Here is a 23533-nt window from a genome sequence, read left to right on the forward strand (position 1 = left end):
CCTGCAGTTCATCCATTTGGCCTTCTTGGCACTATTACTCAGAAGATCGTGAACAGGTTCTTAGGACGCGTCGCTAGCACCGCCGACCGCATTCAGGTGAATGCCTGTGCGCCGCTGGTCGATCTTGCAACCGCAGACCACGTGAGGCGGATTGCTGCCGCGGCCTGATCCGAGGTTATTGACGTGATAAATTTCAGCGACACTCTTAGCGCAGGATCAGAGAGATGGCCCTTCACCTTGGGAACTCCCATGGCCGGCAAGTTAACCAAGGACGTAATGCCCTCCCTTGGGCAGCGTTTTTACCAGTTGCGCTGCTGACACTATGCACTTTTCATGCGGGATGTGCCCTCAGCACTCCACGCGATCAGCCAGCCGTAGCGGCTGCAAAGTCCTCCGTTGAAACCAGGAGCAAAGACGTGACGGAACGCCTCAAGCAAGATGTGGATCGTTTGATCGCAACTGACTTCCACGATATCGCAGCACTTAACGCTCAGCTTCAAACGCAACTGGGCCCAGGTGAATCGCAAGATGTGATGGTGATACGGGCCGGTGTAAGTGGTGTGCTGGCTGGTGCAGCCTTGAAGCGCATTGAGCTTCGCAGTAATCAGGATGCCCCTTCGCATGCGACTCTTGTGCTTGACTTTTCGCCGCCTGGGCCGATGTTCGAGGGTATGCCCTCGCCAGATGCTTCCCTCTACCCACCGCGCCCAGACGCGGCCGGCTCGAGCGCTTACTGGTCGATGCAGAGAGAAACGGCAACTGTCATCTTTGGATTGAACCAAGATCAGTCTGGTCTAAGCTACATCACAATCAGCAAGAAATAAGTTGCTGAGTTGGGTTCCCGCAACGGAGTGCATGATGGAAAATATCGACGAGTCGAAGTATCCGCAGCCGCAGCAATCGGTGTCAGGAGCCGCTGCAGTGAAGCCGTCCTCTCCGCTATCGGATCCTTCGGTCACGCCTTTCTTGCAGAGGTCTCCAACACTTCAGGCAGGCCTCGCGCAGCTGAATCGGGACAACATTGGGGTGGTATGGGGGACTGCCGGTGCCGGCACCTATCTCGTTCCTCGCACGCAAGTAGTTATTGACGAAAATGCAGTTGGAAACGGTGCGCGCATCGCTCGGTCGCTATCGCATGAAATTGGACATCATCGATTTTCTGAGCAATCCGATCAGTCCTCCAAGAATGGGTACGTCACGAGCATGCTACACGGCGAAGCTGCAGCAACGCTTAGCAACGCACTAATTCGGCGTGAGATTATAAATAATAAGGGACCGGATATCGGTATCTCTGGAAGCGGTACAAGGCCACAGCAGTACCAGGCAATTGCAGATCAACAAATGTCAGGTCGCATCACGCGCGATGCTGCATTGAACCAGATTGCTCAGGTCTTCAAGACGGAAAAACCTTCTGTTGGTCCAAGTAAGACATATGAACAATATTACGGAGATTACTACGATAAACATATTGCACCGCTGCAACGCAAACAGGGGCGACCGGAACCCGGAGTCGTTGGCGACATCACTACTTCTGATGTGAAGCAGGGTGGACTTGGTCCTGAATCACCCTCGGCGTCACCGAAGACCGCGTTGTTGCCCTCACAGCCAGGCCATGCGGACCACGCGCTGTACCAGCAGATCAAAGGCGGCGTGATGCAGCTCGACGCCCAGCACGGCAAAGAGTGGGACGGGGCCAGCCAGCGCATGACCGCCAGCTTGCTTGCGTTGGCAAAAGAGGAAGGGCTGTCGCGGGTGGACCATGTTGCACTCAACAACCCCACGCCTCAGCTGGCCGGCGGCTAGAAGGTCTTCGTTGTACAAGGCGCGCTCAATGATCCGGCACACCAGCGGGCACATATGCCAACGATAGAAGCCGTGCAGACACCTGAGACCCAGTCGTTCGACCGCCTGCAGGCACTCAACCAGACTCACGCCCAGGCGCGCGAGCAGCAGCAGGCATTGGAACAGTCGCAGCAAGCCGTTTCACAGGCCGGTCCGTCGATGACGCGCTGATATTTTTCAAGAGGAATAGGCAGAGCCAGTCACCGTACCAAGCTTGGCGTGCTGAACACACCGACGGGGTAGGAAGTGTATGCGGATGATGACCGGGTTTCTTTTAGCCCTACCGTTGCTGCTTGGCATCGGCGCCGCGTCGGCTACTAAGGTGCGCCAGTCTGTTGCGTATCCACAAGAGCTTCAGGGCATATGGGACCTAGGCCCTCACGCTTGCAAGCTACCCATGAATCCTGACTCCGATACGCCGATACATATCGAGAAGACCTGGTTGCGTGGCCACGAGCACCAGCAGACGCCCATATCGATCAGGCGTGTTTCTTCTGATCCACATGCTTGGCTGGTTTCCGCTAAGTCGGATATCGCGCCAGATATCATAACTGATGACCTTTACATTCTGAAAGGCGGCTATCTGGTGATCTCTGATGGCAAATCGGTTAGCCAGTATCGTCGCTGTCAGTGAGTTGAATGACAGCACGCTCAAGATGACAGACATGAACACGGGTGACACGATCGCCAACCGATCGCGCAATCCTTGGCCAACTGCAGTAACTAAATGGGATGCAGCGAAGGAACAAACCCAGCAGTAATGGCCAGATGCTTGTGCTTGAAATTCAGCCATCTGGCTCGCGAGTGAGTGTACTCACGCACCTCAGAACCATAGATGACGCACGCAACGGCCATCGGGCGGCAGGTCGTCAAAGCTGTCCAGACCATCGAAGTGGTCGATGGCCAAGTGCGCGACGGCGTCTGGATCGGCGAGCCTGATGTTGACTGCCATGCGCCGGCTTCCGTCGACTTCGAGGCGCAGGCCGCGCCAGCAGATCACGCAGGCGCAGGCAGGGCAGAAGTGAATCTCTAGCGTCGGGTCTTGCTTCCCGGCGCGGACATAGGTTTGCGTTGGCCCGTGTAGCGTTATGCGCCCGTGTTCAATGTCGTACGCCCAGAGTGCGCCGTAGCGCCGGCACAGCGTGCAGTTGCAAGCCGTGACCGCGCCTGGATCACCGGAGAGATGCCAGCCCGCGCTGCCGCAATGGTAGCTACCGCTGAGTGTGTCTGGTGTCACCTCGAATCCCATGTCCGTGCGCAATCGCCGCAATCTAGCAGGTTGGAATCCAGGCGTGCCTGCCCGTCACATCGCACTTCTTCCGGGTGAATACAGTGATTTGCGCCGTGAGACCCGCTGGGCTACGTCGCCAATACGAGCTCATCCGGCAGGCGCGCCGGCCCGCACCCACTGAATCATCAAGGAGCAGCCATGTCTATCGAAGTGGATCAGACACACACAGAGCGTGCGCGTCGCACTCTACTGCGCAATGCCCTACTGACGGGCGCGGCAATGATGGCGCCGGGCACGGCTGCGATGGCGAAAGACGTGCGCCCGGCCAGCGGGGTGCGCGGTGATGTATCCAAAGGCACCGCCCAGTTGACGTTGGGAATGGTGGTGTTCGATGGCTTCCAGCTACTGGATGTGTTCGGTCCGCTGGATATGTTCGGCAATCTTGAGGGCAAGGTCAGAATCGTCATCCTGGGTGAGCGCGCTGGCATGGTCGCCAGCAGCGCCGGTCCTGCGGTTGCCGTTGACCATGCGTTGGACGCGGCGCCGCACATCGACATCCTGATGGTTCCGGGCGGCATGGGCACACGGCGCGAGGTGGGCAACACCGCACTCATCGCCGGCATCACGCGCCTGGCGCGCTCGGCGCCACACGTCGCCAGCATCTGCACCGGGGCGGCCCTTCTGGCGCGCACCGGTCTGCTGGATGGGCGGCGTGTCACGACCAACAAGCACGCCTTCAACTGGGTAACGACGCAGGGGCCAAAAGTAGAGTGGGTGAAGCAAGCGCGCTGGGTGGAGGACGGCCATGTGTTCACCTCCTCCGGCGTCTCCGCGGGTACGGACATGGCGCTGGCCCTGATCGCAAAACTGTTCGGCCCCGATGCCGCCAAGCAGGCCGCCGACATCGCGGAGTACCGCTGGAATGCGGATTCCACCAACGATCCGTTTACTGCCGCGATCGACGCTGGGTGAGCAAAGCAGTGTTGCTGGTTCGGTGCCCATCACGCGCCGGCCAGCGTTACCGCGTGCAGCTGCAAGACATCTGTGTCTGCAAGCACTGCAGTTACGTACCGTCTGGGCGCCTATGGCCGGCGATAGAAGCGTTGCGGTTCTTTGTCTATAGATTTTCGTCCGGCTCTACGCAATGCACAGACAGTCGTCCGTAAATGAAAGGCGCCATTGACCACCGTCTTGGGCGCAGTTAGCGTCTCACTCAGCCTGGTACAAACGAGTAATCCATCCTTGCGCGCCATCTATGAATTTTTCGCTCCCTTTGCGAGCCACGCCAATAATCCTTAAAAAAAAAGAGCAAGGAGCCTCCGTGCAAGTAACTAAGCTTGGTTGCCTGACACTCATGTCCCTCGCAGCAACAGGATGTTTGTCAGCTTCCGCTGGCAGTGAAACGGGTGCCATGTCCGGTGGCTCGCTCTGTGACGAGTCTCGTCGCTGGGGACGTATCGGCGCAACGCACGCGCTGCAAGTGGTTCCACAGGTCTTCGAAGACGAGAATGGGCGCCTTTATCATTTTGACCTCAAAGGGCGAGGTGGCTTGGACTACCTGGATGCTCGCTGTGGCGTTGGGACCTATGCTGAGTGCGCTTTCACTGCAACGCGTTCAACAGGGGAGCGTTTCCAGTTTTCGGATATTTCGACATTTGGTCTTTGGGAAACCCAGTATGCGTATTATCTGCTTTACAGCGTCGTGACACCGAAGAGCGCGTCTGAAAGACGACAGCGAAGAGTCGTGCAGCTGGGCGATCCACCGGTGGAGATATGCAATCAAATTGGCGACTATTCGAATCTCATGTAATTGCTTGAGCAGATCTCAATGAATTCTTACGCACACTAATTTCGTAGGTCTATAGGAGGGACGTGCATCTTTCTTCAGCGAAGACAGAGGGTCTTCCAGGGGGGGGGGCAAGCGCTGCTTACTTCTGGTAAAAAAGCCGATTGCCGCAGCGAGGAGCCGCGCCGGATGCCATTCGCTATCTTCCGTCCCCACGTTTCAATAGCGGCCGCAGTGGTGTTTGCTACCTTTGCAGGATGCGCCGTGACGGAGGCGCCGATGGCGCAGAAGCAGTTCTCCGATCATGTCGCGACGCTGCTGGCAGGCAAGGATTCGGCGGTGGTTGAGGCGGGCAAGCTCACCGACTTCCAATGGGCGACGCTGTGCTTCGAGCGCGATGACAGCCTGGTGCTGAAGTTCGATCAGGGTGGGAAGAAATCAGTTCTGCGCTTACCGTACGAAGCGTTCTTCGTGGACGAGGGGCATGTGGAGCATTCTCTTGAGGGCGGCTGTGTCACGCCCTCCGATCACATCTTGATCAAAAAGAAGTATCCAGGTGATCACGGGCCGATCGAGTTTCAGAAGGCAGCGCACGGCGCCTGAGTCTGGCTGTATCGACTCACCCCAAGCGCTATGCCGGCGATCCCAGCGCGGCGAACACGTAGTTCGCCTGCTGCATGATTCAACAGCGTCCGTTCTGCACCGCTGGCAGCGCCGGCCGATGCGCTCCGCTACTGACCCGCCTCACCAATCCGTCGGCGCATAGTCCTTCAGGAACTGCCCCCAGACGTGCTCGCCGGTGTTGAAGCCGTGGATGATCGGGTCGACGATGCGGGCGGCGCCGTCCACGATGTCCAGCGGCGGGTGGAAGCGTTCTTGCTGCACCTTGAGCGCGGCGATGTCGGCCGGATCTTCGTCGGTGACCCAGCCGGTGTCGACGCTGTTCATGTGGATGCCGTCGTTTTGATAATCGGCCGCCGAAGTGCGCGTCATCATGTTCAACGCGGCCTTGGCCATGTTGGTGTGCGGGTGACGGGTGGTCTTGAAGTTGCGGTAGAACTGGCCTTCCATCGCCGAGACGTTGACGATGTGCTTGTCGCGCTCGGGCGTGCGCAGCATCAGCGGCTTGAGGCGCGCATTGATGATGAAAGGCGCGATGGCATTGACCAGTTGCGTCTCCAGCAATTCCACCGACGGCACTTCGGCCAGCAGCAGGCGCCAGGAATTGCGGCCGCGCAAGTCGACCTGCTGCAGATCCTGGTCGAGACGGCCTTCGGGAAACAGGTGCTCCTGGCCCACCAGCTCGTCGTCCAGCAGCGCGACCTGCGACAGCTCGGCGGCGCGGGTGAGGCCGTCGGCGCCGTCCAGGCCGCGTCCGTGCACGGCCGGCAGCGCAGTGGCCGAGGCGTCGCGCAGCAGTTCGGGTGTACGCAGGCCTTCGTAATGGCCCACCAGCTTGCGTACCGTCTCGGGCAGGTCATGCAGCGCGGCGGTCTCGCCGGCCATCATGTGCGCGTAGAACTGCGGCGGGCGGCGCACGGTCTGGCAGGCATTGTTGATGATGAAGTCCAACCGCGTGCGCGTGGCCAGCAACTGGCTGCAGAACGCTTCCACGCTGGGCGTGTGGCGCAGATCCAGGCCGAACACCTGCAGGCGGTGGCCCCACTCGGCAAAGTCGGGTTCTTCCGCATAACGCGCGGCCGAGTCGCGCGGGAAGCGCGTGGTGACGATGAGTTCGGCGCCGGCACGCAGCAGCTTCAATCCGGCCTGATACCCGATCTTGACCCGGCCGCCGGTGAGCAGCGCCACGCGCCCGCGCAGGTCGGTGGTTTCGGTGCGCTTGAAGAAGTTCAGCTCCGCACAGGCCGGGCACATCTGGTCGTAGAAGTGATGCAGCTGGGTGAACTTCTGCTTGCACACATAGCAGTGCCGCAGTTCCGGCGATTGCTGTGGCGCCTCGGCAGCGGTAACGCCTTCGCCATTGTGTGCATCGTGCAGGCCGGCGGCGTGCGGCGGGAAATAGTTCGGCGTGCTGAACACCGGTTTGCGTCGCAACGCGCGGATGCCGGTCTGCTCGAGCAAGGCCTCGGCCTTGCGGACCTTTTCCTGATGGCGTTCGCGCTCGCGCTGCTTGAGCAGTTGGCGGCGCGCCTTGGGCTCGGGGTGGTAGACCTTGGCCACCACCTGATGCAGCCGCACGCGGTCGGCCTCGGAGAGCGTATCGAGCACGCTGCGGTCCGCGTCGATGGCCTCCAGCACATCCAGCGCGGCGCGCAGGCGGTCGGTGAGCGGCAGGTCGTCGGCGGGCAGGGGTGAGGCGGTGGTATTCAAGGCAGATCCGGGCAGAAGCGGCTGAAAGCCGTGGGTGTGGCGGCAGGCGGCCGGTGGGCAAGACGGTGCTGAGCCCTTAGAAAACGCGGGCGTTGCCAGTGAGTTTCCAGGCTGGGCGCCATTTTCGCCGATTGGCGGCGGCAGCGCCAATCCGGGGCCCGGGGTGGTGTCCGAGCGCCCGAGGCGGCCGGCGTGTTGTGGCGTTGGCGGTCCGCTTCGGCGGAACACACGGGCGGGCATTTGCACCTGCTGCCGTGCAGCTGCAACAGCACTGAAAGGTCGATGCGCTTCGCGTGGATCCTGTGCGAGTCAAGACTAACAACGGGGCCAGTCAGAGGTGGGTTACCCTCATAGTCAGTTTTGCTACCGGAAATGCTGCTCATGCAGTCCGCAGTCGACAAGGATCAGTCATTCGCAGGTGCATTAGGGCGCCTGCTGCTTGATGCGGTTCTGGTGTTGGCGCCATTGGCTCTACCGCTTTTGCTGTCGCCACCGCTGGCATGGCTATACCTGAGCGGGACGCTGCTGTTTGAGTGGGCTGAAGAGCGCGTCTTTGGTCGTGTCGAGTGGATGCCGCTCTACAGATTGGGGGCCTGCATTGGCGTCAGTTATGCCGTCGCTCAGGCTGCTCCATCGCGCACCGTCGCGCTGCTGGCGGGGGTGGCCATTTTCGCGGTTCTTGTGGCGCTGCGAAAGGCATGGGAGAAGCTTGCTGGGCTTTCAATCGAACGCCCAAGCAAGGGCCCAAAATTTACGCGCATCGCAGGGCCCGGGCGGCCATCCGGACGCGCCGCTGACGATCCGGCACCGCTGACGCCGGAGGGTGGACAAATACGCATGATCGGTTGCCACGAAGTGCGCAATAGTGCTCCGCTGCAATACGATTATCTGTTTCCCGATGGCAGCGTGCTGTTTGGAGCGGGCGCGGCGCTGATGTTTTCTCCAGATGGCCGCTATTGCGTTTCACCGATGCCAACCACGGGTTTCTGGGGACTGCTGATCTATGACCGGCAGGCACGCATCCTGTACCGTTTCACGCAGCGCGAAAGTTTTGTTGCACTTCATGCCGTCACCGCGACCGAGATCCACGGCTGGGGTAGTCGCGTGCATAAGGATGGAACCATGCTGTGCGTGTTGATCGACGACGTGATCGCACATGCCCGTGCAGTTCCGATGGTGAACATCGGTGATCTCCTGGTGCCAGCGTACTATTTGGAACAGGTGCGTCAATTAGAAACGGGCGAATTTCCTCCTGCACCGGTTGGCGGACCGGTACTGACCGTGGCGCCCTACCTTCCGCAGCGCCTGATGGCGTTGGCCGATCCAGTGGCGCCGCTTGCAGACCCGTGGGTGGAGTTGATCATCAATGGCGCAGCAAGTGGCTTGATTGTTTCGCGCCGTTATCCCCGCTTGCTCTGGAGCAGCGATGCACGCGGGCTGGTGTGCATTGCCAAGCGCAAGGACTGCGACGAAGCGGCCAGCTTCTGGTACTGGAACGAAGTGGCGGGCTGGAGCTCGGTGGGCGGAGGCGGCCGCGTTATACCGATGCAGTAGCAACGTCATGCAGCGGATCGCAAGGCGCGGTTGGAGCAATGCGACCGCTCCGTGTGCTGCGGTGTTCAGTTGCGCCGCCGTTGTGTTCGCCGATCACATGTCTTTGGAATGGCGTGCGCTACGGTAAGTGCTGACCTATTTCCGGGAGACATCATGGGCCTGCTGGTCGAGGGCAAGTGGCAAGACCGTTGGTATGACACCGACAAGAGCGATGGGCGGTTCGAGCGTTCGCAGTCGCAGTTTCGGCATTGGGTGACGGCCGATGGGCGTGCTGGGCCGCATGGCGAAGGCGGCTTTCAGGCTGCGCCTGGGCGGTACCACCTGTACGTGTCGCTGGCCTGCCCGTGGGCGCATCGCACATTGATCTTCCGGCAGCTGAAGGGCCTGGAATCACTGATCGATGTGTCGGTGGTGCATTGGCTGATGGGCACGCAGGGCTGGACCTTCGAACATGGCCCCGGCGTGGTGAGCGATCCCATCCACCATTCCAAATACGTGTATGAGGTCTATCTCAAGGCCGATCCGCAGTACTCCGGCCGCGTAACGGTGCCGGTGTTGTGGGATCGCGAGCGCAATACGGTGGTGAGCAACGAATCCGCCGACATCATCCGTATGTTCAACAGTGCGTTCGATGCGGTGGGCGCGGCAGAGGGCGACTACTATCCGGAACCGCTGCGTGCGCAGATTGATGCGATCAATGAACGGGTCTACGACACCGTCAATAACGGCGTGTACAAGGCGGGCTTTGCGACCACGCAGGCGGCGTACGAAGAAGCCGTGGTGCCGTTGTTCGACACACTGGATTGGCTGGACAGGCGCCTGAGCACGCAGCGCTATCTGTGCGGTGATTACCTAACCGAAGCAGACTGGCGCCTGTTTACCACGCTGATTCGGTTCGATGCGGTGTACGTCGGGCATTTCAAATGCAATTTGCGGCGCATTGCCGACTACCCGCAATTGTCGGGCTTCCTGCGCGAGCTCTATCAGATGCCGGGCATCGCAGAGACGGTGAATTTCCAGCACATCAAGGGCCATTACTACCAGAGCCACGCCATGATCAATCCCACCGGGATCGTGCCGATGGGGCCGGTGCTGGACCTGGATGCGCCGCACGGCCGGGGATGATGGCGGCCAGGGTCGCTCGCGGTGGATGGGCGGTTTACCGTTGCGCGCGGGTTGCCCTATGCTGCGCGCCCTGCGAATACACCGGAGTGCTGCATGCTGAGTCACGTCATGGTCGGGTCCAACGACATCGCCCGCTCGAAAACCTTTTACGACACGCTGTTGGGAAGCGTGTTCGGCGCGCCGGCGGCGTTCGTCAACCAGGCCAACTCCGGACATACGCGGCTGTTCTATCGGCACGCGGGCAGCAGCTTTTGCGTCAGCGAGCCCATCGACGACGCGCCGGCCAGCCCGGGCAATGGCACCACGGTCGGGTTCGTCTGCGACTCACCCGAGCAGGTGCGGGCATTTCATGATGCAGCGGTCGCCGCAGGTGCCACCAGTATCGAAGAGCCGCCTGGCCTGCGTGACAGCACCATGGGGCCGACCTGGCTGGCGTATGTGCGCGACCCGGATGGCAACAAACTCTGCGCCATCCATCGGCCGTAGGCCCTCATGCAACGCGGGCCGCGTGACGCGCTGATGCGGCGCGGCCCTTGAGACAGGTGTTACGCAGGCAGGGCGGGGAAACGCATTCGGATCGACCGCGCGCTCGGCACCGGCCCCGCGCAGTCCCTCGCTAAATGATGCTTGCCGACTTGGCCTATCGGCCACTCACTCTTCAGCAGCGCTGCGCACGATCAATGTGGCCGCACCCACCGAGATGGCATCCTCAACCGCACCGGTGCTGGTCTGCCCGTAGCGTTCGATCGCGCGCATCCGCGCATTGAAGGTGAGGTAGGCCGCCGCGACCGCGGTGCTCGCGCCCAGCAGGGCTGCAATGCCGCGCTGATGGCGCGGCGCCAAGGCGGCGCCGGCAATGGCACCGGTGGCGACGCGGGCCATCATGCCGGCCAGCACGATGCGGTCTGGCGCGGTCTTCATCTTGTCGCCCGCCCGCCCGCTCGCCGCCTGCCAGCGCCAGCATGCCGGCAGACGCCAGTGGGTTGGCGAGCAGCCGCGGAGCGCCATTGTCGCGTGGCAGGGTGCCGGTGCGTGCCGCATTGGCGACCGCGGCAAGCGGGGTCATCGAGCGCATGCCAGCGACGGCGCCCATCAAAATCGAATGAATCAGAGCCATGTGCACCTCTGCAGGTACGCGTCGACGTGCTCCGCCATGGAGCCCGCAGGCGCGCATCAGGTTATTGGTGCTCAGAGCCTAGGAGGTCAGATGTGTGCGAGATGGCAAGGCAGTGCCAGGGCGATGCGACACAGGTGATGTAGGACAACGCTGTGTCCGCCTGGCCGCTGATGTCTGCCGCACCATGGTGATGCCGTGCAGGCACCGCGCCATTGTCATGCGTGGCAGGCGCCACCACGCTGCATCACCTTGTGGGCGCTGCAGCGTGGCGGATGCGTATCAGGGCTGCTTCGCAAACCGGCCTGCGCGCCACGCCATTGCCATCACGGCAAGGCCGACCGCCAGGCAGACCAGCACGCCAGGCAACGACGCCTCCGGGCCGAACGCACCGCCGGTGAGCCATTCGGGAAATCCCGGGCGGGCCGTGCTACGCGCGATGGCCGGGCCCATGTCGGTGCCGGAGACGGCTGCGCCAAACAGATAGCCCTGGGTGAAATTCCAGGCGATATGCACACCGATCGACATCCACACGCGGCCGGTCAGGGCATAGAACGCGCCCAGCAAAATGCCGGCTTCCAGCGCGATGCAGATCGCTGCGAATGCCGTGGCGTGCGGATTGGCGATATGGCCGAAACCGAACAGCGCGGCGGACGCGGCGAAGGCGATCCACGGTCCGAACGCACGCCAGACCAGGCGCAGGAAAATCGCGCGGAACATCAGCTCTTCGATCACGCCCGCCTGCAATGCCTTGCGCACCGCAGTCCATGCCGGCGCCAGGCCCAAGGACTGGATGTCGTACAGCCCGAACACCGCCATGATGCCCATGACCGAGGCGAACATCGCCGCGCCGATCAGCAGGCCGAGGAGCACGTGCGGCACCATCGGCCGCACCGCGAGCTCGCTAGCGCGTCGCCCTTCGGCCAGGCGCACCGCAAGCACGTACACGCCCAGGCCCACCGCGATGCCTATCAGGCTGGCCAGCAACTGCAGCGGGCCGGACTCCTTGGGCAGCAGGCCGCTGACGAACCGGCCGCTCATGGGTGCCAGCGTGGCGACCACCACCAGCAACACCACCGCCCAGGCGATGGCGCGGAGCCAGCGCAGGCGCCCGGGATGCAGGAACTTGCGCTCACCCAGTTCGATCGGGCGGCTCATCTGTCTGGTCGTGGCCAAGGACTGTCCGGCAACCGATTGCGTTGATGCGTGCATGTATGACTCCATGTGGTGTGGTTGCTACCGGGTGGTGGAGCGGGATAACGCGTTGGATGCGTCTGCAATCCGGGTGGAAAACGCACGCTGGTTCAGCGCGTCGATGGCCTCGCTGAGAATGCGGGACAGTGGGACGGACAACTCTGCATCGAGTTGCGCGGCGGCGGCATTGGTCGCGGCCCATTGCCGCTCCAGCGCGGGAATCATCTTTTTCGCCTTGGGCGTCAACACGACGATGCGTTCGCGCGCATCCGTGCCTGGTTTCAAGGCAACGAGACGGTGCGTGGTCATCTGCGCCACCGTCTGGCTGGCGGCCGAATGGCTGATGCCGATCTCCTGCGCGAGCACCTTGATGGGAACCGGGCCCACACGCAGCAGGGCGCGCAACACGGGGGTGTAGCGTGGCCGCCAGGTTAGCCCCGCAGCCGCGTAGACACCTTCCAGATCACCATCGAGTCGCTCGATGAGTTGCCGGACCAGGGTGCCAAGGGTAGGTGCAGGTGGGGTCATGACCGAAATGTATAAGCGCTGTTGTAATTGCGCCTGTGCCAGAAGTATTGGCATCTGCAAGCGCTAGCGGCGGCTAAGGCTTCGGCGCTGCCGCTGCATGACATTGCGGGATGGCGCGAAACCAATGGGGGCGAGTCGATGGACCGGCTAATCGGTCATGGACTACCAGCTGCGGAGAGGGCTGGCGCGTCGCGCGCATCACATGCTGGCGGCTCCGCACCACGTGGCTCAGCAGCGATGCAACGATCCAGTGAGTCCCCGATGTGTCACTGCTTGCTCCGATCAGCCGTCTTGATCCCGAGCAAGACCTTCAAGCCGTGGGTGGTGCCGCGTGGCCCGATGGTCAGGTGGTCCTCGTCATTGAGAACGTCCAGCGTGAGATGCAACGACGGATAGTGCCGCGCGCGTAGTGCCTGCGCCATGTTCTGTGTGTCGACGACCATGTCGTGATTCTGGTGGTAACGCACTTGCTCGTACTCGCCAACGTATAGATAGACGAGCGCTGGCAGGTCTGTATGCGAGGCGGCAAAGGTTTTTTCCTGCGCCACCATCGCGTGCTCGCCATACCAATACGATGGGCTGCCCAGGATGTAGCCGGCAAACATGTCCGGTGTGCTCAACAGGATCTGCGTGCCCAGCAGGCCACCGTACGAATGCCCGAGATACAGACGCCGCTGCTCGTCGGTTCGGTAGCGGCTGGCAACGAACGGCAGCACGCGATCGCGCAGGTAGCGGATGTAGTCGGCGCTCTTGCCATGGGTCGCAACCGGTGCCGCGCCTGGGCCATCTTCCGGTGTGGGCGTGTAATCGCGCCGCCGGCTGGGCATGGGCTCGTCGCCGACGGCGTAGGACAGGCCGACCAGGATGAAGTCCTCGATCGCCGGGCCTTCGCCATTCAAGCGCCGCGCGATCTGCTTGACCAGGGGAAACGCATAGTCGCCATCGGTGGCGTACAGCACCGGGTAGCGGCGTTGCGGATTGTCTGCATAGCCACGTGGCAGGGCGACGAAGACTTGATACGTGCGACCCGTTGCCGGGTCGGGCACGTCCCAGACCTCGCTGTCGACCAATTCATAGGGCTTGCCGCCACCACGTTGCCCGCCCAGCGGCGTAGCCTGTGCCGGCGCTGCAATGGCCTGACTGGTGACTGCAGGTGCTGTTGCGGCGGGCGGCGCCTTGGCGGTGTTTTCGCACGCACTCAGCAACAGCACGAACAACCCGATCAATCCGATTCGATTCAAAGACATTCCCAGCCTGACGTTGCGTGTGGTCCGTCGTACGGACATGGAGTGATGATTGCATGCGTGCAGATCATGATGGGATCGCCAGCGCAGCGCGTTGAGGAGGCTGCATCGTCAACGCTGATTTTCATTGCGCGCACCCCGGCTCACCTCCCTGAGTACGGCGCCGTAGCCATGGTAGAGATTCGCGGCGGGCAGCTGGTTTTGCGCGTGCATCCAGCGATGCAAGGCCGGCAGTTGGTAGAACGGCACGCGCACATGCTGGTGGTGTTCGATGTGGTAGTGGATGCCATGCGGGCCGCAAAAAAAGGTTTGCCAGCTGCGTGCGACGATGGTGCGCGCGCTGTGGCGCTGGTCCTCGCAGGCGGCGTAGCCGGCATGCTCGGTGATGGCACGGATGCGGGCGAACAGCTGCAGCAGCGTCAGCGCCGGCAGCAGCCACAGGCCCAGGTACAGCAGCGGGTGACCAAGGGCGGCGAGAACCCCGAACAGCAGCCCGTTGCTGAGCAGGATCGTGCCGGCAACCAGCCCCGCGCGCTGCGGCACGGTACGGGTGTGCGCATTGGCTGGTTGTGTACGGCGCCTGCGTAGCGCACCACGGATGGCGAGTACGTAGCCGATGCCGGTCACATCGCGGAGCAATCGCAGCGTCAGCTCGCGGCGCGAGACAGGGTAGTCGGCAATGCCGAACATGATGGCCACCGGATCATCCGGCGACATCGGTGCGCGGTGATGCTGCAAATGCCCTTGCCGGTAGGCGAACAGCGACAGGAACAGCGGGCCGGCGGCCAGCGCCTGCGCGACCAGGTCATTACGTGACTGGCGATGCGCCAGCAGGCGGTGGGCGCCCTCGTGCATCATCACCGCGAGCGCAAGCTGGGTGCGGGCAATCACCACGATCGCCAATGCATAGATCGCCGGATGCGGATACAGCATGGCGGCGCCAAAGCACAGCGCGATCACGGCCCAGTCGGTGGCCAGTGCCATGCCGCTGCGCCAGGGCTGCAGACGGGCAAGCGTGATCGGCACCGTGGCGCTCATGCGTGCTGCCCGGTGGCTGTGAGTGCCACCCACGCGTGTGCAGGTGCGCCGCGTGCCAAGGCCAGGATCAGGCTGACCCACAGCTGCAGCCGCTGTGGCGCATCCAGCGTGGATGCGTCGTGCCCGGCGACGGGCGGGGTTGTGCGCAACGCGTCGCAGGCGCGGTGGATGGCGTGCGCGAAGGCGTCTGCATCGCCCGTCCACGCAACGATTTGATGCGCCAGGCCGCAGGTTGCGGCATGCGCGGCATTGCGTTGTTGCTCCGGCTGCCCGGTGACGATCAGCAGGATGGGCCGCCGGTATACCTGTGCAATCGATAGCGCGGCCATGCCGGGTGCCGAGATCAGCAGCGTGCTGGTTGCGGCGTGGTCGATCCACTGTGGGTGGTCGGCCTGCCAGCCGGGGCGCTGCGCATAGCCCTCGCCGACACACAGGCTGCCCAATCCCGCGCGTCTCAGTCCTAGCTCCAGTGCCTGCGCGAGCGCGGGGTCACGGAAGTGCGGGTTGAGGTAGACCGCGGCCGTCGGCGCCGTGGCGGTGGCAGATGGGGATGCAATCGCTACCGGGGTTGGCAGCCGCATGCGTCGTCCGCTGGCGTGCGGTTGGGCTTGCGCGAAGTCGTGTTCCAGTTGCGCGGCGGCGCGGTCGATCTGCCAGCCGATGGCGCGTGAGAACAGCGCAGCCAGCACGCGCGGCAGCCGGCCTTCGAAATTGCCCTGCAGGGCGGCGCGCAAGCTGCCGCCATAGACGTGCACGATCTTGTGCCGCCAGACCGGCAGCATGCCCATCACCAGCAGCGCCGGATGAAAGGAATCGTTGAGGACCAGGTCGACCTCGCGCAGGCGCCGCTGCAGTTGCAGGACATCGCGCAGCAGCCGCGCCGGATGCAGCAGATAAGCTGCCACGTTGGCATCGGTGGCGGCCGCGCGCATGTTCTGGCGCGCATCGAACTGCACGGCGTAATGCGGCGACAACACGCTTGCCTGGATGCCAAAGGTGTGGAGAAACCGTGCGCCGGCTGCCGAGGTGGTGATGACCTCGACCGCGGCGCCCTGCGCATGCAACGCATGCGTCAGCAGCTGTGCGCGCATCAGGTGGCCGCGTGCGTCGGCCGTGGCCAGGTACAGCAGGCGCGGGCGCTTCACCGCCACAGATAAGCCCGTACACGCAGCACCACACCGGCGGCATACATGCCGAGCGCACCACTGATGCCGAATGCACGGTCGATCCGCCGCACCTTCGCCAGCAGTGCCTGCAGTGCTGCCTGCTCATCTGCAGGCACCAGCCGCTGCAGGATCCTCTGGCACTGTTGCACGTGGCGTTGCTCATCGCCGAGCACGCGCGTGAGCAGCGGCTGCAGCGCGTGGCCGTCAGGCAACACGCCGCAGTGCCGCTGCAAGACGCGCGACGCCATCTGTTCGGCACACAGCCCGATTGCAAACGCAGGCACCAGCAGGCCCTGCCGGAATTCACCCGCATGATGTGTTGCCAGCCGATGCCACTGCGCAATCTTGCGCCTGCTCAGGGCATCGGGCTGCGCGGAGGGCCGTGCGGCACCGCGTGCGGCCAGTGCGGCGGCGAACGCCTGTGCATGCCATTGCTCTTCCTGCAGATGCTGGTCCATCAGCGGCACCAGCCACGCAGGCCGCTGCACCGGCACCTCGCGCTGCAAGGCCAGCTCGGTGGCCTCTTCGCCAACCAGATACATCCGCAGCAGCAGGCACTCGCCGGCGACGCTGGCATGCAGCTGACGTAATGCGGCCGCCTTGATCCGATCGACCAGCCACGCCTGGGTGTGCGCCCAGCCATGCAGGGGCGGTGGCTGCAGCGCCAGGAGCGGCACGCCGCCACCGGTGCCGGGGTCAGCTGGCAGCGTGCTGCTCACTGCGAGGAGTGGTGGTAAGACAGCGCCTGCGCATCGGCGCGGCGGCGGCGCCAGCCCAGGCCGGCGGCCAGGCTGCCGAGCATGTCCACCGCGGAGAACGCGGCGATCAGTGCCAGCGCGGCGCCCCGGCGCAGCCCGCGGACGGGCGGCAGGTCCTGTGTGTTCAAGGCGCGCGCGCTGAACCACAGACGCGATGCCAGCACGCACAGCGGCCCGACCGGCCCGCTGCGCGCCAGCCAGTGCAGCGATGCCGGCAGATACGCCTTGACCAGGTGCGGGGTCAGGCCCAGCGTGTCCTGGCCGCGCCACCAGCGCAGCTGCAATGCTTCGCCACGGGTGTCGGGCAGCTTGTGCACCGTGTGCGCACGGGGTGCGTAGTGCACCGCGATGCCGCAGGCCTGCAGATGCAGCCCCAGCACCTGGCAGTGCGCGCGGTACACGCCATCCAATGGCTGGTAGGCATGCGCGGCGAAGATCTCGCGCCGGAACACCACGTTGTTCGCATAGAAGTTGCGCGTGGCCTGCGGCTGCAAAGGGCTGGGGAAATACATGAAATCCAGCGTGGTCAGTGCGGTGCCCACCAGCGTGGCGGCGTAGCTGGTACGCCCGGCAACCGCTGCCAGCTGCGGCTGTGTGCTGAAGGGCAGCAACAGTTCGGCCAACCAGTCCGCCGCCGGCAGGCAGTCGGCATCGGCAAAGATCACGTAGTCGCACAGCGCCGGATCGGTGGCGGCAAAGCCACTGTTCTTCGCATCGTAATAGCCGGTGGTGGGCGCAATGCGGACAAAGGTCACCGGCCGCCCGGCGATGCCGCTGAGCGCGGCGCAGGCGGTTTCGCTCAGGCCGTCGTGGGTCACGATCAGCTGCGCCAGCGCGGTGAGCGGAACCGTTTGCGCGGCCAGTGCGGCCACTGCACGCTGCAGGCTCTCCAGCACAGCGTTGTGTGCTGCGTCGCCACCGCGCAGGTTGTTGGTCTCCAGGACCAGGGCGCAGCGCGGTGCAATCGGCGTGGACATCGTACGGATCCCTGTGACGTCGTGATCTCCCGGCAGCTGCGCCGTTGGACGGAGCGCAGATGCCATCAAGTGCCGAGAGTTGCGCGACTATACCGGGAAAGCGCGGGTTGGGACGGCTGGCGGGTCCTGGCGCCGAGTCACGGCGTTCGACGTGCAGCCTGGTGTGCAAGTAGCCGCGACGCCAGCGTGCCGCATCAGTGCGACCGCAACGGTTGCGCTGTGGTCAGCTCAATCCAGTGGCCCAAGCGCCTGCAACGCTGGTGCGCGCGCCATATCGTTGGGGTTGGTGCCGGGCAGGCCTTGTGGCACCTCCATGCCCTTGCTGCGGTAAAACTCTGTCCAATATGCAGACATCTGCCCGCTCTGCGGGTTCTTGAAGTTCATCGGCTGCAGCGCGAAGACCTGATGCGCGCGGAAGGCGCGCTCGATGAAGTCCGAGCAGTAATAGCTGTTGTCGTCCTGCACGTAGGTCAGGTTGTAGGGCTTGCCGAGCATGCGCCGCGCCTGTGCGATGGCATCGGGAATCGCCGCACGCTGCGCGGCGTTGAGCCGGTACACGAAGATCTGCCGCTGTTTGGCACGCGCCTGCCGGATGAAGTCGGCAAGCGGTTGCTGGCGCGAGCCTTCCTCATCGGCATGCAGCACCGCGCGCGCGCGGCCGTCATGGGCCACCAGGCCCACATGGTCGAAGCTCGGTGCGCCCTGGGTGGCGGTGGCATCGTCGATGGCGCCGCTCAGGCCGCTGCGCGCGGCGGTGACGAACAGCAGATCGCCATCGTGCAGCCGCACGGCCAGCGCCGAGGTCGGCAGCAAGGCCAGCAGGAGCAGGGACAACAACAGCCGGAACGTGTGCATGTGTGGATGCTTGGCGGTGGCAGGACGTGCCGATTATGGACAACAACGCCTGTCTCGGCGCGTGTGCCGAGGACGGCGCGGTCTGGGGCGAGGGCAGCGGCTGTTGGCCGCGTGGTGCACGCAGCGATGCGTCTGCTCTGCTGACGATCGGGAGTTCCAGCCGCACGGCTTGCAAGAAGCGGTGGCTTGCCCTGGACCGCAACAACGAAAGCCCAAGCCTGGCCCGTGTTTTGTAGACTACGCAGGCCAGCGGGCGTCGCCGTCGCCATCGTGTCGCGGCATTGCCTTGGTCGCCTGGAGTGTTGCATGCGTTCGTCTGCTGCGTTGTCGCCGATCGGCCGGCTGTTTGCCGTGGCCGCTCTGATCGAAGAAATCACCTGGGCCGGTCTGCTGATCGGCATGTGGCTCAAATATGGCCTGCAGACCACCGAGACGGTGGTCTGGCTGTTTGGCCGCCTGCACGGCGGTGCCTTTCTGTTCTATGTGGTGGTGAGCGTGCTGGCCGCGCTGCGGCTGCGTTGGCCGTGGTGGGCCTGGGCGCTGAGCCTGCTGGCCGCACTGCCGCCACTGGTGACGGTGCCGTTGGAACTTTGGTTCCGGCGCATTGGTTTGTTGGGTGTGCGGATGCGTTGATGCGGTTCGTCAGCGAGAGAGTGCGTTTCCCCAACGAAAGCCACGGCTTCTACACCGAAGCGCATCGGCGCGAGTACTACACGCGCTTGCTGGCGTTCTTGAGCAAGCAGCTGGGTGGCAGCACTGCGGACCAGTAGCTGTGCTGGTCATGCGCTGGCGCGCGGCGCGGACGTGAGTGCAGTACCGTGCCGCGGCGCCATCGCGCAACGCATGAACCATCTGCGTTGCGCGATGACATCAGCTGCGACTGGTGTGCTCAGTGCTTCGGCACTGGCTGCATCTGGTATTGGACTGGCGGCGTAGCACCGAGCAGATACTGCACGAAGTAGTCCCAACGGCGGCGGGTGACGTACGGGGTCAGGTCGCCATAGCCATGCTTGGCATTGGGCAGCATCAGCATGTCGAAGTTCTTGTTGGCCTTGATCAGCGCGTCGGCCACCAGCAGGGTGAGATACGGCGGCACGTTGTCGTCGAGCGTGCCGTGCACCAGCATCAGCCGGCCTTGCAGCTTGCTTGCATGCGTCGCGTTGGCCTGGTCGTCGTAATTGGAGGTGCCGTCCTTGTTGACGATGTGCTCGCCGTGGTACTTCTCGGCCCAGTCGTCTTCGTAGCCGCGGTTGTCGTGGTTGCCGCTTTCCGACCAGGCCACCTTGAACAGTTCGGGGTAGCGCAGCATCGCGCCGGTGGACGCATTGCCGCCACCGGAGTGGCCCCAGATGCCGACGCGGGTGGTGTCGAACCACGGGTAGCGCTGGCCGAGTTCCTTCACCGCAGCCACCTGGTCGGGCAGGGTGTTGTCGCCCATGTTGGCGTACCAGGTGTCGTGGAAGGTCTTGGAGCGCCAGGGCGTGCCCATGCCGTCGATGGCGATGACGATGAAGCCCAGTTCCGCCAGCGATTGATTGTCGCCATGGCCGGCGTAGAAGCCGCGCCCGCGCACCGAGCCGGTCTGCGGGCCGGGGTAGATGTAATCGATCACCGGATATTTGCGTGCCGGGTCGAAGTGGGTGGGCTTGAACAGCAAGCCGTACAAGGTGGTCTTGCCGTCGCGCGCCTTCACCGTGATCGGTTCCGGCGGGACCCAGCCGGCGGCCTTCAGGCGGGTGATGTCGGCGGTGGCGACGGTGCTGAGCGTGCGCCCATCGGCTGCGTCGCGCAGCACGCTGACCGGTGGGGTGAGCGTGGTGGAATAGGTGTCGACGAAGCGCGCGCCATCGGGTGAGAGTGCAATGCTGTGATCGGCTGCTTCCGGCGTCAGCAGCACCGGTGCGCCGCCGTCCAGGCTCACCTTCCACAGTTGCTGGTAGTACGGGTCCACGCCCGGCACCTTGCCCACGCCGACAAACCACGCGGTGCGGCTCACCGGGTCCACGCGCAGCAGCTCGGTGACATTGCCTTCGCCGCTGGTTATCGCGCGTTTGGGCTTGCCGGTCTGCAGGTCGTACAGATACAGCTGACCCCAGTCGCTGCGTTCGGAGAACCACACCGCTTCGTTGCTGCCGGGCAGATAGGCCCAGTTCGCGGCGACCTGGCCGCTTTCGTAATAGGTCTTGGCGGTTTCGTCGAAGGCGGTGCGCACGGCGCCGGTGCCGGCATCGGCGATGCGCAGCCAGACCTGCTTGTGGAAGCGCGAGGTCGAGGCGAACGCCAGGGTCTTGCTGTCCGGCGCCCATTTCACGTCGTCCCACAGACCCGGCGAGCAGCTGACGTCGTCGCACAGGGTGGAGCGGTGCTGGTCCGGCGGCAGCTTCAGGCGCACCACGCTGGCGGTGGGCACGTCGATGATGACGCGCTCGATCATGGTCACGTCCTTGTCGCCGGCCAGCGGGTATTTCCACGACTGCAGTTGCGGATGCCCAAGCTTGGTGCTGACCAGATACATGTCGCCGGTCTTGCGCTGGTCCTGCTGGAAGGTGGCGATCTTGCGCGAGTCCGGCGACCACGCAACGATGGCGTTATCGCTGTGCTGCCAGCCGGCGTTGTCGGTGGCGTAGCCGAAGTTTTCCACGCCATCGCGGGTCAGCTGGGTCTCCTTGCCGGTGGCCAGTTCACGCACCCACAGGTTCCAGTTGCGGATGAAGGCCTCGCGGGTCTTGTCGGGCGAGAGCACGCCCGGTTCTGCCTTGTCGCTGGCGTAGACCTTGCTGCAGGCGGCGCGTGCATCGCAGATCACGTCGGTGTCGCGGATCTCGAAACGGTAGCGGCCATCGGCGGTGAGGCGGACCTTGGGCGCCAGCGTGGCGGCCTTGAGCGGTTTGTCGCCGGTCTTGAGCAAGCTGTTGAGCGCGGTGGCCAGCCGGGCAGGCTTGAACAGTGGCGCGGTCTTGCCGGTGGCGGTGTCCAGCTGCAGCAGGCGGTCGCCCTTGGCGTCATGGTCCACATACACCACATGCGTGGGGTCCAGCCAGGTCACCTGCGTGGCAGCGTGGTCCACCAGCGGCTGCGCCAGATAGCTGACCAGGCGTTCGGCGCGCGCGTAATCGGCATCGGTCACGCTGGGCGCCTGCGCGCTGGCCAGTGCGGGCAGCAGGGCAACGGCCAGGGCGGTGAGCAGGTGGCGCATCGGCAACGGTGTGGGCATGTGGACCTCATCAAAAGGACGCGCGCCGAGCAGAGTGGCGCAACCCGGCAATGCTACGTGCACGGGCAGGGCCTGCGACCCTGCCATACGTCGTGCTTTGCCACGGCGCGCAGCTGCGGGCGTGGTGCCAGACGCGGCGCGCGCCGCGCAGCGGGTGCTGCTACTTGCCCATGCAGCGCTTCCAACGGTCGTTGACGCGTTGGGCGAACCAGGCGGTGGTGAGGGTGCGGGTGATCTTGGGGCTCTCCAGGGTGATGCCCGGCAGCACCGCGCGTGGCAGCGCCGCGTGGCCGTCGCGCTCGGCCACCGCGAAGACCTGGCGATACAGTGTGCTGTCGCCGAAATCGGCGCGGTTGCCGTCTTCGAGTGCGGCGCGGATCTGGCGGTCAGTCATGCCCAGCTGGCTGGCCAGCGCCCGTGCGGCGCGTTCGGTGCCGCCGGGTGCGTCCAGGCTGGCGCCCGGGGTGAGCAGGTCGCCATCCAGCGCCAGCGCGATGCCGCTGGCCTTGCTCAGCGCGGCCTGGAACGCAGCATTGCGGCTGGCGTACCAACCGGCATTGAAGTCGGCAAAGCGGTAAAGCAGCGCGTCGTAGCGGGCGGGGTAGCCCAGCAAATGCCGGGTGCCGAACCACAGCCCGCCGCGGCGGCTGAACACCTCATGCCGGATGGAGTCGTCAGGCGGGTAGGGGTAGCGGTCGGCATGCTTCTCGGCGAAGGCGATGCTCACCTGCATCGGCCCGCCGGTACGCACCGGATTGAGCCCGCCAAACAAGCGCCCACCCAGCGGCACGCTGCCGGCGAAGTCTTCGAAGATGCCGCTCAGCTCCTGCTCGGTGCGCGCAGCGGCAATGCGGGTGGCATAGCTGCGGCCATCGGGCGAGGTGATGCGCAGCGCGGCATCGACCATGAAGCCGGGCAGGTGGTGGGCGCTGGCGCGGCGGTCGATCTCCGCGCGCGAAATCTTGCCCAGGTTCGGCAGCGGCGGATTGGCCTGATAGGTGGACTCCTGCTCGGTGACCGCCAGCACCGCACAGATGTGTTCGGGCGTGGTGGCGATGTCCTGCGAGGCAAGCGCCACGTAGACGTCGGTGGCCCAGCCGGCGCGGTCGCTGAGCGATGCCGGCAGGCGGCGCGCGATATCGGCCTGCACGGCCTGTGGCGAGCGTTGCGGCGCGCGGGGCGCCTGCGTCGCACAGGCCGACAACAGGGCGAGCACGCCAAGCGCCAACAGGCGCGGAATCGAACGGGTCACGGCGTCTCCGGGAAAGGCGAGGGGTACTGCCGGGTGGCAGTTTACGTGGCGCGGTGTTGGTGGGCTGCGGAGGGCAGATGGCGGTCGTCTGCACGGCTTGCGAATTGCCTGGCGTGGTTCACCGGGACAGCGCGTTTGCTACTGGCCATTTGGCCTGTCACACGGGCGCCGATGGCCGCGGCGATGCGCTGCGTGCGGGGACAGGTGCAGGACCGGCGCGCGCCACAGCTCGAGCGGCGCTTCGTAGAACACGCATCGTAGAGCGCGGATCGCTGCCACGTTCAGCGGGCGCCATTCAAGACCCTGGCCACCCGGCCGATAACG

General features: G+C 64.2%; 22 protein-coding genes and 2 pseudogenes. 11 read left to right on the top strand and 13 right to left on the bottom strand.

Annotation, left to right across the window (positions count from 1 at the left end):
- Window positions 1–416: 416 nt before the first annotated feature.
- The 3 genes and pseudogenes from ACD584_RS18775 to ACD584_RS18785 all read left to right on the top strand — a co-directional run bounded on the left by ACD584_RS18775 (window position 417) and on the right by ACD584_RS18785 (window position 2476).
- Window positions 417–824 carry a hypothetical protein gene (locus ACD584_RS18775; RefSeq protein WP_228438099.1) on the top strand — a complete coding sequence of 136 codons (408 nt, stop codon included), beginning with the start codon at window positions 417–419 and terminating at the stop codon, window positions 822–824.
- Between the two features lie 34 nt (window positions 825–858).
- A pseudogene (locus ACD584_RS18780) lies at window positions 859–2013 on the top strand (XVIPCD domain-containing protein).
- A 226-nt stretch (window positions 2014–2239) separates the two neighbouring features.
- Window positions 2240–2476, top strand: a complete 237-nt coding sequence (locus ACD584_RS18785; RefSeq protein WP_139328396.1) for a hypothetical protein — start codon at window positions 2240–2242, stop codon at window positions 2474–2476.
- 189 nt (window positions 2477–2665) lie between these two features.
- Here ACD584_RS18785 and ACD584_RS18790 read toward each other — a convergent pair whose 3' ends face one another.
- Window positions 2666–3091 carry a GFA family protein gene (locus ACD584_RS18790; RefSeq protein WP_175611702.1) on the bottom strand — a complete coding sequence of 142 codons (426 nt, stop codon included), beginning with the start codon at window positions 3089–3091 and terminating at the stop codon, window positions 2666–2668.
- A 180-nt stretch (window positions 3092–3271) separates the two neighbouring features.
- On the opposite strand from ACD584_RS18790, the gene ACD584_RS18795 reads away from it, so the two are divergent.
- From ACD584_RS18795 to ACD584_RS18805, 3 genes are all read left to right on the top strand, one after another.
- Window positions 3272–4045: a DJ-1/PfpI family protein gene (locus ACD584_RS18795; RefSeq protein WP_175611701.1), complete on the top strand. Its 774-nt coding sequence runs from the start codon at window positions 3272–3274 to the stop codon at window positions 4043–4045.
- A 283-nt stretch (window positions 4046–4328) separates the two neighbouring features.
- Window positions 4329–4883 carry a hypothetical protein gene (locus tag ACD584_RS18800; protein WP_076037274.1) on the top strand — a complete coding sequence of 185 codons (555 nt, stop codon included), beginning with the start codon at window positions 4329–4331 and terminating at the stop codon, window positions 4881–4883.
- A gap of 240 nt (window positions 4884–5123) precedes the next feature.
- A complete protein-coding gene (locus ACD584_RS18805) occupies window positions 5124–5462 on the top strand; it encodes a hypothetical protein (protein ID WP_175611875.1) in 339 nt (112 codons plus the stop codon).
- Between the two features lie 141 nt (window positions 5463–5603).
- Here the strand turns inward: ACD584_RS18805 and ACD584_RS18810 are convergent, their stop codons facing one another.
- A complete protein-coding gene (locus tag ACD584_RS18810) occupies window positions 5604–7190 on the bottom strand; it encodes an SDR family NAD(P)-dependent oxidoreductase (protein ID WP_076037272.1) in 1587 nt (528 codons plus the stop codon).
- Window positions 7191–7571: 381 nt separating this feature from the next.
- On the opposite strand from ACD584_RS18810, the gene ACD584_RS18815 reads away from it, so the two are divergent.
- The 3 genes from ACD584_RS18815 to ACD584_RS18825 all read left to right on the top strand — a co-directional run bounded on the left by ACD584_RS18815 (window position 7572) and on the right by ACD584_RS18825 (window position 10355).
- Complete coding sequence (locus ACD584_RS18815; RefSeq protein WP_228438093.1) at window positions 7572–8744, top strand: hypothetical protein; 1173 nt, start codon at window positions 7572–7574, stop codon at window positions 8742–8744.
- A 153-nt stretch (window positions 8745–8897) separates the two neighbouring features.
- The gene (locus ACD584_RS18820) at window positions 8898–9869 is read left to right on the top strand and encodes a glutathione S-transferase family protein (RefSeq protein WP_076037270.1); all 972 of its coding nucleotides are present in this window, start codon (window positions 8898–8900) and stop codon (window positions 9867–9869) included.
- Window positions 9870–9962: 93 nt separating this feature from the next.
- Window positions 9963–10355 carry a VOC family protein gene (locus tag ACD584_RS18825; protein WP_012437278.1) on the top strand — a complete coding sequence of 131 codons (393 nt, stop codon included), beginning with the start codon at window positions 9963–9965 and terminating at the stop codon, window positions 10353–10355.
- A gap of 165 nt (window positions 10356–10520) precedes the next feature.
- Here ACD584_RS18825 and ACD584_RS18830 read toward each other — a convergent pair.
- The 9 genes and pseudogenes from ACD584_RS18830 to ACD584_RS18870 all read right to left on the bottom strand — a co-directional run bounded on the left by ACD584_RS18830 (window position 10521) and on the right by ACD584_RS18870 (window position 18743).
- A pseudogene (locus tag ACD584_RS18830) lies at window positions 10521–10986 on the bottom strand (DUF4126 domain-containing protein).
- Window positions 10987–11265: 279 nt separating this feature from the next.
- Window positions 11266–12141, bottom strand: a complete 876-nt coding sequence (locus ACD584_RS18835) for a CPBP family intramembrane glutamic endopeptidase (protein ID WP_228438091.1) — start codon at window positions 12139–12141, stop codon at window positions 11266–11268.
- A 78-nt stretch (window positions 12142–12219) separates the two neighbouring features.
- Entirely contained in the window at window positions 12220–12705 is a 486-nt protein-coding gene (locus ACD584_RS18840; RefSeq protein ID WP_042597187.1) for a MarR family winged helix-turn-helix transcriptional regulator, read from the bottom strand.
- A gap of 266 nt (window positions 12706–12971) precedes the next feature.
- Window positions 12972–13952, bottom strand: a complete 981-nt coding sequence (locus tag ACD584_RS18845; RefSeq protein ID WP_175611700.1) for an alpha/beta hydrolase — start codon at window positions 13950–13952, stop codon at window positions 12972–12974.
- A 108-nt stretch (window positions 13953–14060) separates the two neighbouring features.
- On the bottom strand, window positions 14061–14987 hold the full coding sequence (locus tag ACD584_RS18850) for a fatty acid desaturase family protein (RefSeq protein WP_175611699.1): 927 nt from the start codon (window positions 14985–14987) through the stop codon (window positions 14061–14063).
- Entirely contained in the window at window positions 14984–16138 is a 1155-nt protein-coding gene (locus ACD584_RS18855) for a hypothetical protein (protein WP_076037267.1), read from the bottom strand. The genes ACD584_RS18850 and ACD584_RS18855 overlap by 4 nt, the downstream gene beginning before the upstream one ends.
- Entirely contained in the window at window positions 16129–16872 is a 744-nt protein-coding gene (locus ACD584_RS18860) for a hypothetical protein (RefSeq protein ID WP_076037266.1), read from the bottom strand. Before ACD584_RS18860 ends, ACD584_RS18855 begins: the two co-directional genes overlap by 10 nt.
- Window positions 16869–17888, bottom strand: a complete 1020-nt coding sequence (locus tag ACD584_RS18865; protein WP_175611698.1) for a glycosyltransferase family 2 protein — start codon at window positions 17886–17888, stop codon at window positions 16869–16871. The genes ACD584_RS18860 and ACD584_RS18865 overlap by 4 nt, the downstream gene beginning before the upstream one ends.
- A gap of 228 nt (window positions 17889–18116) precedes the next feature.
- A complete protein-coding gene (locus ACD584_RS18870; RefSeq protein ID WP_116923821.1) occupies window positions 18117–18743 on the bottom strand; it encodes a YiiX/YebB-like N1pC/P60 family cysteine hydrolase in 627 nt (208 codons plus the stop codon).
- Between the two features lie 306 nt (window positions 18744–19049).
- Here ACD584_RS18870 and ACD584_RS18875 point away from each other — a divergent pair, with 306 nt between their 5' ends.
- Together ACD584_RS18875 and ACD584_RS18880 are read left to right on the top strand one after the other, a co-directional pair.
- Complete coding sequence (locus ACD584_RS18875; RefSeq protein ID WP_175611697.1) at window positions 19050–19376, top strand: DUF3817 domain-containing protein; 327 nt, start codon at window positions 19050–19052, stop codon at window positions 19374–19376.
- On the top strand, window positions 19376–19513 hold the full coding sequence (locus ACD584_RS18880) for a hypothetical protein (protein ID WP_016944768.1): 138 nt from the start codon (window positions 19376–19378) through the stop codon (window positions 19511–19513). Before ACD584_RS18875 ends, ACD584_RS18880 begins: the two co-directional genes overlap by 1 nt.
- Before the next feature lie 119 nt (window positions 19514–19632).
- Here ACD584_RS18880 and ACD584_RS18885 read toward each other — a convergent pair whose 3' ends face one another.
- Both ACD584_RS18885 and ACD584_RS18890 read right to left on the bottom strand, forming a co-directional pair.
- The gene (locus ACD584_RS18885) at window positions 19633–21957 is read right to left on the bottom strand and encodes a S9 family peptidase (RefSeq protein WP_175611696.1); all 2325 of its coding nucleotides are present in this window, start codon (window positions 21955–21957) and stop codon (window positions 19633–19635) included.
- A 160-nt stretch (window positions 21958–22117) separates the two neighbouring features.
- Window positions 22118–23209, bottom strand: coding sequence for a DUF1615 domain-containing protein (locus tag ACD584_RS18890; protein WP_076037262.1), 1092 nt, complete (start codon window positions 23207–23209; stop codon window positions 22118–22120).
- Window positions 23210–23533: the final 324 nt, after the last annotated feature.

It is taken from the genome of Xanthomonas sp. NCPPB 2922 (assembly GCF_041520885.1).
Taxonomy (GTDB): Bacteria; Pseudomonadota; Gammaproteobacteria; order Xanthomonadales; family Xanthomonadaceae; genus Xanthomonas; species Xanthomonas campestris.